This is a genomic window from Arthrobacter sp. C9C5 (genome assembly GCF_013359735.1).
GTDB lineage: Bacteria > Actinomycetota > Actinomycetes > Actinomycetales > Micrococcaceae > Arthrobacter.
In genome coordinates, this window is the sequence record NZ_JABFMX010000011.1 from 114,270 (window position 1) to 128,489 (window position 14,220).

Below are 14,220 nucleotides of genomic sequence, written 5' to 3' on the forward strand. Positions count from 1 at the left end.
TGAAGAATTAGACTGCCCGCTTCCTAAGCCTGCGGCGTTCCCGCTCGGAGAGGCCGCCCCAGATGCCGAAGCGCTCGTCGTTGGACAAGGCGTACTCCAGGCACTGTGAGCGTACATTGCATGCACCGCACACCTTTTTGGCGTCGCGGGTGGAGCCTCCCTTTTCAGGGAAGAAGGCCTCCGGGTCGGTCTGCGCGCAGAGTGCGTCTGTCTGCCATCCGAGCTCGCCTTCGTCATCGAAGTCCTGCCGGGACGGCAACCCGATCCACACCGGCTGGGCGGTGGTTCCGGAGTGCAGGGTCTGCAGTTCCATTGGCGGGTCGAGCGGATCATTGTCCTGCTCCGGGTTCCCTGCCAGAAGTGCTTCATGGGCTGCGAGGAAGGCCGTGGCCTGGTCCTGCAGCGAATCCTGGGTGTGTTCGTTGTACCGCTCCGCGGCGTCCGGATCGGCCGGGTCCACGTACCAGTCACTCGGCACCCCGCGTGAACGGTATTTTGCCGTCGCCTGGCCGGCGACAACTTCATCTTCATGGATACGCTCTGCAAGCCCCATTGGCGTTCCCTCTCTGATTTTGCAGCCCTTGCCTGACCCTCGGACACTCGGTTGTGTGCCGCCTGATGCGCATTGGCTTTCGATACCTAATTACACGTGTGTAAGTATCCGGGAGTCAAGCCGCAGCGGAGATAATAATCAATTCCCATCAGAATGCCGGGGCACGCCACGCCCGGGAGTTTTTGCGCCCCGCCCGCCTGCTGGCTCGGAATTGACAGCCTGCTGACCACTTTCTTGCGCCTTTTCTGCGATTCTCCTGCGTTTACGCTGATTTTCCGCCGCCGCCCTCCACCGCGCCGCCGCCGTCCGGGGTGCGTCCCCGAGCCGGCTGTGACCGAGATCACGTCCCGCACCGCCGTGGCAAGATGAGAGCATGAGCATCCCGGCATTCGAACTGATGACAGCCCTGCGATCCGGCCAGTCGACCTCTCCCCGGTTGACCTGGTACGGGCCCGACGCCGAACGCGTGGAACTCTCCGGCCGGGTGCTGGACAACTGGGTGGCCAAGACCAGCAATCTCTTGCAGGACGAGCTGGACGCTGAGCCGGGAACGAGGTTGCGGCTGGCTCTCCCGGCGCACTGGAAATCCGTGGTGCTCGCGCTGGCCGCCTGGCAGCTCGGCATGGAGGTGGTGCTCGACGCCGCGGAAGCCGAGCTGCTCGCCACCGCGGAGCCCGGGCCGGCTGCCGCGGAAGGTGCGTTCGACGCCGTCCTGGCGGTCGCGCTGCCGGCGCTGGCGATGCGCTGGCTGGGCGAGTTGCCCTCCGGCGTCGTGGACTACGCCGCCGAGGTGCGCTCCCACGGCGACTTTTTCATGCCGCACGTAGACCCGGAAGCCGGCCGCCGGGCCGTGCAGGGTGCTGCGGGCGATGCGTACAGCCACGCCGAGCTGCTGCAGGGTTTTGCCGCCCCGGCGAAGGCCTCTCCGGCGGAGTCCGCGGAGAGCGGGGAGCGGTTGCTGGTCCGGGCCGCCGACGGCCTCGAATCGGTCCTGGCACAGTCCCTCGGGGCGTGGCAGCGCGATGGTTCCGTGGTGCTGGTGCACCCGGACGTTGCGGTTACCGACCGGCTGCTCAGTGACGAGCGGGTCAGCCGGAGCTGACCCGGGCCAGCCTGGTCAGCGGTGGGACCGGTTCAGCGGTGGGACCGGTTCAGCGGTGGTCGGGTTCGGTTCCGGGAACGTCCGGGTCCTGGAGGCTCTGCCCGGGAACCTTGACGGCGTCCTGGCCGTGCGGGTGCCGTTCGATGATTTCGTGGTCGTGCGAGAACTCCGGCTCGTCGTCGAGTTCCTTATTGAAAACCAGGAAGCGGTAGGCGAAGAACCGCACCACCGTGGCGACGAGGATGCCGACGACACCGGCGGAGAAGAGCATGTTCTTGTCCGTGATGCCCATGCCGTACTTGGCGAGGGCGGTGAGGCCGGTGGAGATGCCGATGCCGATGCCGTTGATGAGGACGAACATGGCGAATTCACGCAGCACGTTTTCCTGGCGCCGGTGGCGGAAAGTCCAGAAGCGGTTCGCGATCCAGGAGAAGATCGTGGCGACCGTCGCGCCCACGAAGCGGGCCTTCGCCTCACTGTCGGACATGGCGCCGTGCATCAGGTAGTACGTCAGGCCGTTGTCGATGATGAAGGCGACACCGCCGACGGCGCCGAACTTTGCCACTTCGCGCCAGAAGAGCGAGGCAAGCCCACGCGCACGATCTGCAAGTGTGTTAATCATGACCCTCCATGGCCGTTTGAATCTGGTGGAATCTGGCGGCCATATGGCCAACGGCCCATTTTAGCGCCGTTTCCCGGGTGCGCGCCCACAGCCGGCCCCAATCCGCGGCGGCGCCCGGCCATCCACGCCGAAAATGCCGCTGTTTGGGCGGCCCGGGTGTGCGAAGGCCGGTTCCGCGCAGGTTTTCGGTAGGCTGGGAGATGTGACTTTTCCTGTAATCGGCGTGGTTGGCGGCGGCCAGCTTGCCCGCATGATGGCCCCTGCCGCGACCGCCCTCGGCTTCGAACTCCGTGTCCTCGCCGAGGGTGAGGACGTTTCCGCCGTCGCGGCCGTGGCCAAGGCCCCGGTCGGCGACTACACGGACCTTGACCACCTGCTGGAGTTCTCCCGCGGCCTGGACGTGCTGACCTTTGACCATGAGCATGTCCCCACCGGGCACCTGCGCGCCCTGATCGAGGCCGGCGTCAACGTCCACCCGGGCCCCGATGCCCTCGTCAACGCCCAGGACAAGCTGGTGATGCGCGCAGCGATCGACCGGCTGGAGCTTCCCAACCCGCGCTGGGCCGCCGTGGCGGACGTGCAGGATCTGGTGGCCTTCGGGGATGACGCCGGCTGGCCGGTGGTGCTCAAGACGCCGCGGGGCGGCTACGACGGCAAGGGCGTGCGGATCGTCGCCTCCGCCGAGGATGCCGCGGACTCGGCCGACTGGTTCGAGGCCATGAGCCCCCTCCTGGCCGAGGCCAAGGTGGAGTTCAGCCGTGAACTCTCGGCCATGGTCGCGCGGACGCCCGACGGCGAATCCCGGGCCTGGCCCGTGGTCCACACCGTCCAGGTCGACGGCGTCTGCGACGAAGTCATCGCCCCCGCCCTGGACATCCCGCTGGAGGTTGCCGCCGCGGCCGAGGACGCCGCCGTCCGGATCGCCAACGAGCTCGGCGTCACGGGCGTCATGGCCGTGGAGATGTTCGAAACCCCTGGAGTCGGCGCCGGCTTCCTGATCAACGAACTCGCCATGCGTCCGCACAACACCGGCCACTGGACGCAGGACGGCTCGGTCACGAGCCAGTTCGAACAGCACCTGCGAGCCATCCTGAACCTGCCGCTGGGAGCCACCGACCTGCTGGGACCTGTTGTGGTCATGAAGAACTTCCTCGGCGGCGCGAACCAGAACCTGTTCTCCGCCTACCCCGCGGCCCTCGCCAGTGAGCCGGCCGCCAAGGTCCACTGCTACGGCAAGGCCGTGCGGCCTGGCCGGAAAATCGGGCACGTCAATCTCGTCGGCACCTCTGCCGCCGACGTCGACTCCGTCCGGCAGCGGGCCGCTACCGTCGCCAACATCATCCGGGACGGACGGGCGCATGCCGCCGCCCCGGGGAACCCCGAGGAGAACGCGTGAACGCCAGCACCGAAGCCCAAGACTCCGCTTCCCGGAACTCCGGCAACGGGGCCGCCCCGATCGTGGGCCTCGTGATGGGGTCCGACTCCGACTGGCCCGTGATGGAGGCCGCCGCCGAGGCGCTGGCCGAATTCGGCATCCCCTTCGAGGCCGACGTCGTCTCCGCCCACCGCATGCCCACCGAGATGATCCGCTACGGGCAGACCGCGCATGAACGCGGCCTGCGCGTGATCATTGCCGGCGCCGGCGGCGCAGCACACCTGCCCGGTATGCTCGCCTCCGTGACTCCCCTGCCTGTGATTGGCGTGCCCGTTCCGCTGAAAACCCTGGACGGGATGGACTCGCTGCTGTCCATCGTGCAGATGCCCGCCGGCGTGCCGGTCGCCACGGTCTCGATCGCCGGCGCCCGCAACGCCGGGTTGCTCGCGGTCCGGATGCTGGCCTCGGGCACGGATGCCCTCGCGGACCAGCTGCGCTCCGATCTGGTGCAGTTCGCCCAGGAACTCAACGACGCCGCCACCCGGAAGGGTGCGAACCTGCGCAACAAGGTGGCCGAAGTCTTCTCGGACGAAAACAGCGTTACGCGGGGCGGCCGGTAGGGATCCAGCACATGAGCAAAGGTTTCGCCGCTGCGCAGGAAAAGTCGCAGCCGCCACGGAGTGCCCTGACGGACCCGGTCCGCTACCCCTCCGGAGCGGCGTCGCCGGTCCTGGCCAAGCGCGCCTTCCTGCTGATCCTGATGACACTGCTGGTCCCCGGCAGCGCCCAGATCGTCGCGGGCAACCGCCGACTGGGGCGGTTCGCGCTCCGCGTCACCCTCACCGCCTGGGTCCTGGTCATCGTGGCCCTGGTCCTGCTCGTGGTGTCCCGCCCGACACTGATCAACTTCATCGCCAATCCCGCCACCTCGCTGGTGCTGGTCATCGTGCTTGCGCTGCTCGCCCTCGGCTGGGCGGCCCTGTTCCTCAACACACTGCGCCTGGTCCGCCCGGTGCTGCTGGAGACCGGGACGCGCACCGCCGTCGTCGTCACCCTGGTGCTGGCCATGCTGCTCAGCAGCGGCAGCCTGGGCTACGCGGCGTACCTGCTGAACGTCGGCCGGGACGCGATCGGCACGATCTTCGCCAACGGCCCGGCCATGGAGCCCTCCGAAGGCCGCTACAACTTCCTGATGATGGGCGGCGACGCCGGGGCGGACCGCACCGGACGCCGCCCGGACAGCCTGTCCGTGATCAGCGTGGACGCCAAGACCGGCAAGGCGGCGATCATCTCCATCCCCCGCAACCTCCAGAACGCCCAGTTCAGCGAGGGCTCCCCGATGCGGAAGATCTACCCGGACGGCTACGACTGCGGCAACGAGTGCCTCATCAACGCCATCAACACCGAGGTCACCAACAAGTACAAGGATCTTTACCCCGGCGTGCAGGACCCGGGCGCCCAAGCCACCCTCGAGGCGGTTTCCGGCACCCTCGGCATCAAGGTCCAGGCCTATGTCCTGGTCGACATGGACGGCTTCGCCAAACTCATCGACGCCATGGGCGGAATCCGGATCAAGGCCGGTGGCTGGGTTCCGATCAGCGGCCCCACCATCGACGAAGCCAACGGAATCCACGGCATGCCGCTGGGCTGGATCCCGGCGGGCGAGAACAAGCTGGACGGCTATCACGCCCTCTGGTACGGCCGCTCCCGCGAATTCGTCGACGATTACGCCCGGATCGCCCGCCAGCAGTGCGTCCAGCAGGCGATGCTCAAGCAGATGGATCCCGCGACGCTGCTCGCGAAATTCGAGGGGATCGTCAAGGCCGGCACCAAGGTGGTCGACTCCAACATTTCCGCCAGCCAGCTCGGCAGTTTCGTGGACCTCGCGATGAAGTCCAAGGGCCAGCCCGTGAGCCGGCTGACGATCGGGCCGCCGGACTTCGACGCCTCCTTCTCCACGGTGCCGGACTTCAACAAGATCCACCAGGCGGTGGACAAGCTGCTCGGGCCCGCTCCCGCGGCCGGGGCAGCCGACGACTCCATCCGCCAGCCGGCGCTGGTGCCCGGACCGCTCTCCGCGGCCGGAGCGCCCTCCGCCACCAAGCCTTCGCCGTCGCCGTCGTCGTCGGACTTCACCCCCGTGACCACCACGCCGGAGGGCGAGCCGATCACGGAGCAGATGCTCAACGACTTCAAACGCAACGGCGATGAGCAGTCCATCCGCAACCTGGTGGCCACCAACGGCCAGTGCGCGCCCCTCTAGGTCCGGACGTTTGCTCCGTCCGTCAAGCAGATAGGTATTCCGTGTACGAACTTGAGAACGTCCTCCGGCCCTACGCCTGGGGATCGACCACCGCGATCGCCGGTCTGCTCGGTCGGCCGGCCTCCGGCGGCCCGGAGGCCGAGCTCTGGATCGGCGCCCACCCGGACTCCCCGTCGCTGGCGGTCACCTCAGCCGCTCAAGGCGACGCCGACGACGGCGGCCGGCTGGCCCTGGACGAGCTGATCGCAGGCGACCCGGAGCACCATCTTGGCGGCGACAGCGTGGCCCGCTTTGGTCCGCGGCTGCCATTCCTGCTCAAGGTCCTTGCCGCCGAACGCCCGCTGTCCCTGCAGGTGCATCCGACGCTTGAGCAGGCGCGGGCCGGGTTCGCCCGCGAGGAGGCTGCCGACGTTGACCGGGCCGCCGCGGAGCGAAACTACAAGGACGACAACCACAAGCCGGAGATGATTTTCGCCCTGACGCCGTTCGAGGCCCTCTGCGGGTTCCGGCCCGCGGCAGAGTCGCGGGCCGTGTTCCTGCACCTGGTGCAGTGCCTTGAGCTCGCGGGCCTGGACGTCCCGGCACTGCTTCCCCGGCTGCTCGAGGACCTGTCCCGGTCCGCCGAACCGGCCGCCCTTCGTGCCGCCTTCGAGCGGCTGATCGCCGGCGGCGAGGACGTCGCCGAGGCGACGGCCGCCGTCGTCGCCGCGCTGGTCTCCGGCGCGCCGATGGCATCGCACGTGGCGGAGCTGACCACGGTGGTGAACCTCAACCAGGACTACCCCGGGGATCCCGGCGTGCTGATCTCGCTGCTGCTGAACCGGATTTCCCTCGCCCCCGGTGATGCCGTGTACCTGCCCGCCGGCAATGTGCACGCGTACCTGCACGGGCTCGGCATCGAGGTGATGGCCTCCTCGGACAACGTGCTGCGCGGCGGGCTGACGCCGAAATTCGTGGACGTGCCGGAACTGCTGAAGACGATCGCCTTCGAGGCCGTCGGCGTGCCGGCGCTTAGCGCGGAGACGACGATGCTGGGCCAGGAGCTCTACCGGCCGCCGTTCCAGGAATTCTCGCTGCAGCGGGTGGAACTGAGCCCCGGCGCGGAACCGGTGCCGCTGGCGCAGGCCGGCGCCGCGGTGATCATCGTGGTGTCCGGCGCAATCCTGCTGGACTCCCCCAAGGGCGATCTGCAGCTGGAGCGGGGCGCTTCGGCGTTCCTTCCGGCCGCCGAGGCGCCGGTCAACGTGCACCCCGTCGCGGGTGCCACCGGGCCCGCCGTGGCCTTTGCCGTCACTACCGGAATGAAGGCCTGAACCGTGGATTACTTCCTGCAGGGCCCGCACTGGGCCGACGTCCAGCGCGCCCTGGGCCGCACCGTGCACGAGCAGGCCGGGGAAGGCTGGCGTTTCCTCGCCGTCGAGGAACGCAACCCGGCCGGCAAGGTGCTGTACGTGCCGTACGGCCCGCTTGCCGAGTCCCTCGCCGCCTTCGACGCCGCGCTGGAGTCCCTGACGGCGCTGGCCCGCCGGTGCGGGGCGGTGTGCGTCCGGCTGGAACCGGTCAGCTCCGGGTTCGCGGCCTCCGACGCCGGCACCGTGCTGCGGAGCCGCGGCCTGCGGCCCGCGCCGGCGAACCTGCAGCCCGAACTGAGCTGGATCGTGGACCTGGACCGCGACTTCAAAGACGTTCTGGCGGAGATGAAGCCGGTCAACCGCAACCTGTACCGCAACATCCATAAGAAGGGTGTGACCTTCCGGTCCAGCCAGGATCCCGCGGAGATTTCCGTGCTGCTGGAGTTCCTGCACCTGACCGCGGCACGCAACGGCTTCAAGCCGCAAAGTGACGAGTACCTGACCCAGGTTGCGCGTTCGCTGATGCCGGCCGGTGCCGCCACGCTCTTCATCGCCGAACTCGAGGGCAAGCCGATCGCTGCGGCCCTGGCCTACGACTCCGCGGACACCCGCACCTATGCGCACGCCGCCCTGGATGACACGCACCGGAAGCTCAGCGCGGGAATTCCGCTGCTCGTCACGCTGATGGCCGATGCCAAGAACAAGGGCCTGGCGCACGTGGACCTCTGGGGCGTGGCCCCCGCGGACCAGCCCGACCACAAGTGGGCCGGATTCACGGCGTTCAAGAAATCCTTCGGCGGCCGTGAAATCGCCTACCCCGGAACGTGGGACCTGCCGGTGAAGAAGCTCCGGTACGGCGCGTACCAGCTCGCCCGCAAGGCCGCCCAGCTCCTCAAGGGCCTGCGCGCCAAGCTCCGCAAGTAGCGCGAACGGACACTTGCGGCCCAATCCCCCACGCGCGAACGGACACTTAAGGCCCACCCCCACGCGCGAACGGACACTTACGGCCCACGCAGCGGCGATTTCGGGGCCCCAAGTGTCCGTTCGCGCAGGGTGGCTGCACTGTAGCTGTGGATAACCCGCTGGACCGGTTCCTGCCAGCGCACACTGAAGCATGGCCCGACTTCCGTTGCCGCCGGAACTGCTTGCCGGCTCCTTCACCGCCCGAGACGCCGAGACTGCGGGCCTCACCCGCAAGCGGACCCGCAGGCCGGATGTCTATCTGCCGTCGCGTGGGATCCGGGTTCCCGCGGCTGCGAACACCCCCGCGGAGAGCCTGAAGGCTTTCTCCGCCCTCGACGACGAATCGACAATCACGCATCATTCCGGCGGACGTTTCTGGGCCATGGGCCTGCCGGGCTGGCTTCAGGAGGACTGGCGAATCCATGTGGCCCGCGAACGTGACAGCAGCAAACCGCGACGGCGGAACGTCGTCGGCCACCGCCTGACCTTCCTGCCGGGCGAGGTTGTGGTTGTGGACGGGCTTCGAGTCACCTCGCCGGCCCGGACCTGGCTGGATCTTGCCGCGGTGCTCTCACCCGACGAACTGGTGGCGGCCGGCGACTCGATCGTCGTCGCGCACGGCCCGGACTTTCCGGTTCCGCGCACTGCCTTGGCCACCCTGGCGGAGCTTGAACGTATGGTCGCGGCCCATCCCGGCATGCGGGGAGTGCGCACCGCCCGCGCTGCATTGCCGGACATCCGGGTGGGCGCGGACTCACCGCAGGAAACGAAAATGCGGCTGATCCTCGGCCGGACCGGCCTGGGCGAGCCGGTGCTGAACCATGTCATTCACAACACCTGGGGCCAGGCCTGTGTGTGGCCCGACGCCGCCTATCCGGAGCAGCGGATCGCACTGCAGTACGACGGCGCCCACCATGCCGACCCTCACCAGCATCAGCTCGACACCAGGCGGCTGGCTGTCACGGAAGGCCTCGGCTGGAAGGAAGTCCGCGTCTTCAAAGAGGACCTGGAGGGCGAGCGGCCCTTCGTCGTCGAAAAGGTCCGGGCCGCCCTCGGCCGCCGCGTCCCTGCCGAACCTACACTTGGGGCCCCGAATCGGCTGGATTCGGGGCCCCAAGTGTACGTTCGCGCGTTGTGAGGCTAGCTCTTGCGGGCGTAGCCTTCCCACTTGCTGGCCTGGTGCTCGCCGTCCACGAACCGGATGGTGCCCGACTTGGAGCGCATCACGATGGACTGGGTGAGGACCTTATCCTTGGAGTAACGGACACCCTTGAGCAGGTCGCCGTCGGTGATGCCGGTGGCCGCGAAGTAGCAGTTGTCGCTGGAGACCAGGTCGTTGGTGGAGAGCACGCGGTCCAGGTCGTGTCCGGCGTCGATGGCCTTTTGCTTCTCTTCGTCGCTGGTGGGCCAGAGCCGGCCCTGGATGACGCCGCCGAGGGACTTGATGGCGCAGGCGGCGACGATGCCTTCCGGCGTTCCGCCGATGCCCATCAGGGCGTCGACGCCGGTACCGGCACGGGCCGCGGCGATGGCACCGGCGACGTCGCCGTCCATGATGAACTTCGTGCGGGCGCCGGCCTCGCGGATTTCCTCGACCAGCGGGCGGTGCCGGTCACGGTCCAGGATCATCACGTTGAGCTGGTTGACCTTGACGCCTTTGGCCTTGGCGATGAGGTGCAGGTTTTGCTTCACCGGCAGGCGCAGGTCCACCATGTCGGCGGCTTCCGGACCGGTGACGAGCTTCTCCATGTAGAACACGGCGGACGGGTCGAACATCGAACCGCGCTCGGCCACGGCCAGGACGGCCAGTGCGTTGTTGATGCCGAGGGCGGTCAGCCGGGTTCCGTCGATCGGGTCGACGGCGACGTCGCACTCGGGGCCGGTGCCGTCTCCGACACGCTCGCCGTTGAACAGCATGGGGGCTTCGTCTTTTTCACCTTCGCCGATGACCACGACGCCGTTGAAGTGGACGGTCTGCAGGAAGGAGCGCATGGCGTCGACGGCGGCGCCGTCGGCCTTGTTTTTGTCGCCGAAACCGACCCAGTGGCCGCCGGCGATGGCCGCAGCCTCGGTGACGCGGACCAGTTCCAGGGCAAGGTTGCGGTCAGGCTCGTCGATGCCGACGGCGAGCGACGGGGAAAGCGTGGAGTACTTCTGGGTCATGGACGCTGGTGACACGTGAACCTCTTCTTCGAGTGGCGATCATTGAACCCGCGGCATCCTGTCTCCGACCGCCGCGGTGATTCGTCTGTTACTGATCATAGTCGCGGTGGCCTCCATCGGTCATGGAATGACCAAACCGTGAACCGGCCGGGATTCGGCGGGCGCCCTCCCGCCGAATGTGAGATCGGTCCGAAATGGGCGACTATAGAGGGGTGAATGAATTGCAGGACACGTCGCCCGAGGCCCCCGGATCGCCCTCCGTCGGGGCAACGCCGGATGGCGAAAGCGCCGCCGGCGAACAGCCCGTCAAGCCCGTCATCCGCGCCGCAGCGGCAAAGCGGGCCAACGCCTCGGTGATTGGCATGATCATCGCCCTGGCCCTGAGCATCGGCGCGTTCCTGCCGGTGGTCTTGATGAACCCTTCGCCCAAGAGCGACGGGTACCGTCCGGACATCAACGTCAGCGCCATCGCGCAAAACGCCGCGGGTGTGGCGGGATTCACACCGGTAGCCCCGGAAACCGGCGACACATTCCGCTCGAACTACGCCCGCTGGGAGTCTGGCTCCGGCAGTGGCGTGGCCACTTGGGAGGTCGGCTACCTGACGCCCAAGGAGTCCTTCATCGGCCTGGTGCAGACCCGGCAGGCCAACCCGACCTGGCTGCTGCAGCAGACGAAAAACGCGCCGGTGACCGGGACGCGGACCGCCGGCGGCCGCGACTGGCAGCTGCGCGACACCGGCAAGGGCGAGAAGAGCATGGTGCTCGATTACCGCGGAACCACAGTGATCCTGACCGGGCCCGCATCCCTAGAGGAGTTCTCCGCGCTGGCCGCGGCCGTGGTGACGTCGCTGGAGCGTAATCCGGCGGCAACAAGTTCCCCGCAGGCCATCCCGGCGCCGTAAAGTAAGCAGGGTGACTACTACACTGACTCCCGCCCTCGCCTGGCGCCGCCTGCGCGAAGGCAATGACCGTTTCGTCGCCGGCGAATCCTCGCACCCGAACCAGGACGCATCGCGGCGATCCTCCCTTGTGGAGAACCAGCATCCGTTCGCCGTCATCTTCGGCTGCGCCGACTCGCGCCTGGCCGCCGAAATCATCTTCGACCTGGGCCTCGGCGACGCGTTCGTCGTCCGCACGGCCGGCCAGGTCATGGACGACGCCGTGCTCGGCTCGCTCGAATACAGCATCAGCGTGCTCGGGGTGCCGCTGATCGTGGTGCTTGGCCACGACAACTGCGGCGCGGTCACCGCCACCAAGACCGCGGTGGAGACCGGGGAGATGCCGGTCGGATTCATGCGCAGCCTGGTCGAGCGCATCACCCCGTCGGTGCTGACGTCGCTGCGCAACGACCAGCACGAGGTCAACGACATGGTGGTGGAGAACGTCAAACAGACCTCGCAGCGCCTGGTGGACAGCTCCAAAGTGATTTCCGAGGCCGTCGGAAGCGGCCGCGCCGCGGTGATCGGGCTCGCCTACCGCCTGGCCGAGGGCCGGGCGGACCTCGTCTCCGGAATCGGAGAGCTCTAGGAGCTTCGTTTCAGCGCGGGTTCACGGTTTTCGGTGGGACGCTTGGGCCGAATAAGCTAGCCCCATGACTTCCACAGCAGATTTGAACACTGAAGAGTTCCGCATTGAACACGACACGATGGGCGAAGTCCGCGTTCCCGTGAACGCTCTGTACCGCGCCCAGACGCAGCGTGCAGTCGAAAACTTCCCGATCTCCGGCAAGACCCTGGAGCGCGCCCACATCGAGGCCCTCGCCCGGGTCAAAAAGGCTGCAGCCCAGGCCAACGCAGAGCTGGGTGTGCTCGACGGCGAGCTGGCCCAGGCGATTGCGGACGCCGCCGATGAGGTTGCCGCCGGCAAGTACGACGGCGACTTCCCGATCGACGTCTTCCAGACCGGCTCCGGAACGTCCTCGAACATGAACACCAACGAGGTCCTGGCCGAGCTCGCCTCGCGCGCACTCAAGGCAGCCGGCAGCGACAAGGTGGTCCACCCGAACGACCACGTCAACGCCTCGCAGTCCTCCAACGATGTCTTCCCGACCTCGGTCCACGTCGCTGCCACGTCCGCCCTGATCAACGACCTGATCCCGGCGCTGGGCTACCTCGCGGAGTCGCTGGAACGCAAGGCCGCCGAGTTCAAGGACGTCGTGAAGTCCGGCCGCACGCACCTGATGGACGCCACCCCGGTCACCCTCGGCCAGGAGTTCGGCGGCTACGCCGCACAGGTCCGCTACGGCATCGAACGCATCAACGCCTCCCTCCCCCGCGTCGCCGAGGTCCCGCTGGGCGGCACCGCCGTCGGCACCGGCATCAACACCCCGGCGGGCTTCCCGGAGCGCGTCATCGAACTCCTCGCCGCCGACACCGGCCTGCCGCTGACCGAGGCCCGCGACCACTTCGAGGCCCAGGCCAACCGCGACGGCCTGATCGAAGCGTCCAGCCAGCTGCGCAACATCGCGATCTCCTTCATGAAGATCAACAACGACCTGCGCTGGATGGGCTCCGGCCCGAACACCGGCCTCGGCGAAATCGCGATCCCGGACCTGCAGCCCGGCTCCTCGATCATGCCCGGCAAGGTCAACCCGGTCATCTGCGAGGCCTCCATCATGGTCTGCGCCCAGGTCATCGGCAACGACACCGCCATCGCCTGGTCCGGCACCAACGGCGCCTTCGAACTAAACGTCGGCATCCCCGTGATGGCCGCCAACCTGCTCGAATCCGTCCGGCTGCTGGCCAACACCAGCCGCGTCATGGCGGACAAGATGATAGACGGCATCACCGCCAACGTGGAGCGCGCCCGCTTCCTCGCCGAAGCCTCGCCCTCCATCGTCACGCCGCTGAACAAGTTCATCGGCTACGAGAACGCCGCCAAGATCGCCAAGAAGGCAGTCGCCGAGGGCCTGACCATCCGCGAGACCGTCGTGGCCATGGGCTTCCTGGAGCGCGGCGAGCTGACCGAAGAGCAGCTCGACACCGCCCTGGACGTCATGTCCATGACGCGTCCGCCGCACAAGGCCTAATCGCCGGCCCGGTCAACCGGGCCCGCACGGCACAGCATCCGACGGCGGCCGGCACCTTTCCAGCGGAAGGTGCCGGCCGCCGTCGTGCGTTATGCCGGCACGGCGCCCATCCGGAGGCAGGCGGTGCTACTCCAGCGGCAGCTCTCCTCCGGCCGCGCGGCGTTCCTCCGCGGTGTAGGCAGAGTAGGCAGCGGCTTCGTCCAGGCTGGCACCGGCCATGCGGGCTTCCCGGAGCCGTCTGGTCTTCGCGGACTGGCCGGAGAAGGCGGCGTCCACGTTGCCGGCCGCGTATGTCAGGGCGTCCTCGGCCCGGATGCCCAGCCCGTGCGCCGTCAGGACGGCATCCTGGTTGGCTCCAAGGTAGGTGAACTGCCAGCCCCACTGGTGCTGCTGGCGTTCGACCAGGGCCTTGACCATGGCACCGCTGGCCTCGCGTGAGGCATTTTCATGGCCGTCGGTGAGCACGGCCACGAGCACGGTGCCCGGGCGCTCCGGTTCGGGCAGCGCTGCCAACTCTGCGCCGGCCTCCCCGATCAGCCGGACCATCGCGTCGTGCAGGGCCGTGCTCCCGCGGGGCTGGAGCACCAGCGGCGGAACGTCCCGGATGTCCACCGCGGCGTAGACCCGCTCGTAGACGTCGTCGAACTGCGCCAGCGAGAGCTTGCACCGGCCCGCCACCGCCTGCTGCTCGCGGACGAAAGCCGCGAAGCCTCCCACGGTGTCGTCGGCGATGGAGCTCATGGAACCGGAGCGGTCCAGGAGGACATACACGTGCGTCAGTGCTGAATCTGTCATGCTT

The 14,220-nt window shown here is 68.0% G+C and carries 14 protein-coding genes; 10 read left to right on the forward strand and 4 right to left on the reverse strand.

Annotation, left to right across the window (positions count from 1 at the left end; genetic code table 11):
• Positions 1–7: 7 nt before the first annotated feature.
• On the reverse strand, positions 8–553 hold the full coding sequence (locus HNO80_RS10515; protein WP_175322802.1) for a WhiB family transcriptional regulator: 546 nt from the start codon (positions 551–553) through the stop codon (positions 8–10).
• Positions 554–926: 373 nt separating this feature from the next.
• Here HNO80_RS10515 and HNO80_RS10520 point away from each other — a divergent pair, with 373 nt between their 5' ends.
• The gene (locus tag HNO80_RS10520) at positions 927–1,655 is read left to right on the forward strand and encodes a TIGR03089 family protein (RefSeq protein ID WP_175322803.1); all 729 of its coding nucleotides are present in this window, start codon (positions 927–929) and stop codon (positions 1,653–1,655) included.
• Positions 1,656–1,704: 49 nt separating this feature from the next.
• Here the strand turns inward: HNO80_RS10520 and HNO80_RS10525 are convergent, their stop codons facing one another.
• The gene (locus HNO80_RS10525; RefSeq protein WP_175322804.1) at positions 1,705–2,277 is read right to left on the reverse strand and encodes a GtrA family protein; all 573 of its coding nucleotides are present in this window, start codon (positions 2,275–2,277) and stop codon (positions 1,705–1,707) included.
• 202 nt (positions 2,278–2,479) lie between these two features.
• Between HNO80_RS10525 and HNO80_RS10530 the strand changes: the two genes are divergently transcribed.
• From HNO80_RS10530 to HNO80_RS10555, 6 genes are all read left to right on the forward strand, one after another.
• Positions 2,480–3,673 (forward strand): 5-(carboxyamino)imidazole ribonucleotide synthase, encoded by a 1,194-nt coding sequence (locus HNO80_RS10530; RefSeq protein WP_175322805.1) that lies wholly within the window; start codon positions 2,480–2,482, stop codon positions 3,671–3,673.
• A 74-nt stretch (positions 3,674–3,747) separates the two neighbouring features.
• Positions 3,748–4,272, forward strand: coding sequence for a 5-(carboxyamino)imidazole ribonucleotide mutase (gene purE / locus HNO80_RS10535; protein WP_217500805.1), 525 nt, complete (start codon positions 3,748–3,750; stop codon positions 4,270–4,272).
• An 11-nt stretch (positions 4,273–4,283) separates the two neighbouring features.
• The gene (locus tag HNO80_RS10540) at positions 4,284–5,915 is read left to right on the forward strand and encodes an LCP family protein (protein ID WP_175322807.1); all 1,632 of its coding nucleotides are present in this window, start codon (positions 4,284–4,286) and stop codon (positions 5,913–5,915) included.
• Between the two features lie 41 nt (positions 5,916–5,956).
• Positions 5,957–7,228, forward strand: a complete 1,272-nt coding sequence (gene manA / locus HNO80_RS10545) for a mannose-6-phosphate isomerase, class I (protein WP_175322808.1) — start codon at positions 5,957–5,959, stop codon at positions 7,226–7,228.
• A gap of 3 nt (positions 7,229–7,231) precedes the next feature.
• Complete coding sequence (locus tag HNO80_RS10550) at positions 7,232–8,191, forward strand: lipid II:glycine glycyltransferase FemX (protein ID WP_175322809.1); 960 nt, start codon at positions 7,232–7,234, stop codon at positions 8,189–8,191.
• A 190-nt stretch (positions 8,192–8,381) separates the two neighbouring features.
• Complete coding sequence (locus HNO80_RS10555; RefSeq protein WP_175322810.1) at positions 8,382–9,368, forward strand: hypothetical protein; 987 nt, start codon at positions 8,382–8,384, stop codon at positions 9,366–9,368.
• Positions 9,369–9,370: 2 nt separating this feature from the next.
• Here the strand turns inward: HNO80_RS10555 and glpX are convergent, their stop codons facing one another.
• Positions 9,371–10,393, reverse strand: a complete 1,023-nt coding sequence (gene glpX, locus HNO80_RS10560; RefSeq protein ID WP_175322845.1) for a class II fructose-bisphosphatase — start codon at positions 10,391–10,393, stop codon at positions 9,371–9,373.
• 221 nt (positions 10,394–10,614) lie between these two features.
• Between glpX and HNO80_RS10565 the strand changes: the two genes are divergently transcribed.
• From HNO80_RS10565 to HNO80_RS10575, 3 genes are all read left to right on the forward strand, one after another.
• Complete coding sequence (locus HNO80_RS10565) at positions 10,615–11,295, forward strand: DUF4245 domain-containing protein (RefSeq protein WP_502707839.1); 681 nt, start codon at positions 10,615–10,617, stop codon at positions 11,293–11,295.
• Positions 11,296–11,305: 10 nt separating this feature from the next.
• Positions 11,306–11,920, forward strand: a complete 615-nt coding sequence (locus HNO80_RS10570; RefSeq protein ID WP_175322812.1) for a carbonic anhydrase — start codon at positions 11,306–11,308, stop codon at positions 11,918–11,920.
• Between the two features lie 64 nt (positions 11,921–11,984).
• Positions 11,985–13,421 carry a class II fumarate hydratase gene (locus HNO80_RS10575; protein WP_146335408.1) on the forward strand — a complete coding sequence of 479 codons (1,437 nt, stop codon included), beginning with the start codon at positions 11,985–11,987 and terminating at the stop codon, positions 13,419–13,421.
• A gap of 126 nt (positions 13,422–13,547) precedes the next feature.
• On the opposite strand, the gene HNO80_RS10580 is transcribed toward HNO80_RS10575, so the two are convergent.
• Positions 13,548–14,216, reverse strand: coding sequence for a vWA domain-containing protein (locus HNO80_RS10580; protein WP_175322813.1), 669 nt, complete (start codon positions 14,214–14,216; stop codon positions 13,548–13,550).
• Positions 14,217–14,220: the final 4 nt, after the last annotated feature.

Coding starts and splice junctions, on each gene's coding strand:
- HNO80_RS10580 (WP_175322813.1), bottom strand. CDS start 14,216: ATGACAGATTCAGCACTGACGCACGTGTATGTCCTCCTGGACCGCTCC.
- HNO80_RS10540 (WP_175322807.1), top strand. CDS start 4,284: ATGAGCAAAGGTTTCGCCGCTGCGCAGGAAAAGTCGCAGCCGCCACGG.
- HNO80_RS10555 (WP_175322810.1), top strand. CDS start 8,382: ATGGCCCGACTTCCGTTGCCGCCGGAACTGCTTGCCGGCTCCTTCACC.
- HNO80_RS10515 (WP_175322802.1), bottom strand. CDS start 553: ATGGGGCTTGCAGAGCGTATCCATGAAGATGAAGTTGTCGCCGGCCAG.
- HNO80_RS10520 (WP_175322803.1), top strand. CDS start 927: ATGAGCATCCCGGCATTCGAACTGATGACAGCCCTGCGATCCGGCCAG.
- purE (WP_217500805.1), top strand. CDS start 3,748: ATGGGGTCCGACTCCGACTGGCCCGTGATGGAGGCCGCCGCCGAGGCG.
- HNO80_RS10525 (WP_175322804.1), bottom strand. CDS start 2,277: ATGATTAACACACTTGCAGATCGTGCGCGTGGGCTTGCCTCGCTCTTC.
- HNO80_RS10575 (WP_146335408.1), top strand. CDS start 11,985: ATGACTTCCACAGCAGATTTGAACACTGAAGAGTTCCGCATTGAACAC.
- glpX (WP_175322845.1), bottom strand. CDS start 10,393: ATGACCCAGAAGTACTCCACGCTTTCCCCGTCGCTCGCCGTCGGCATC.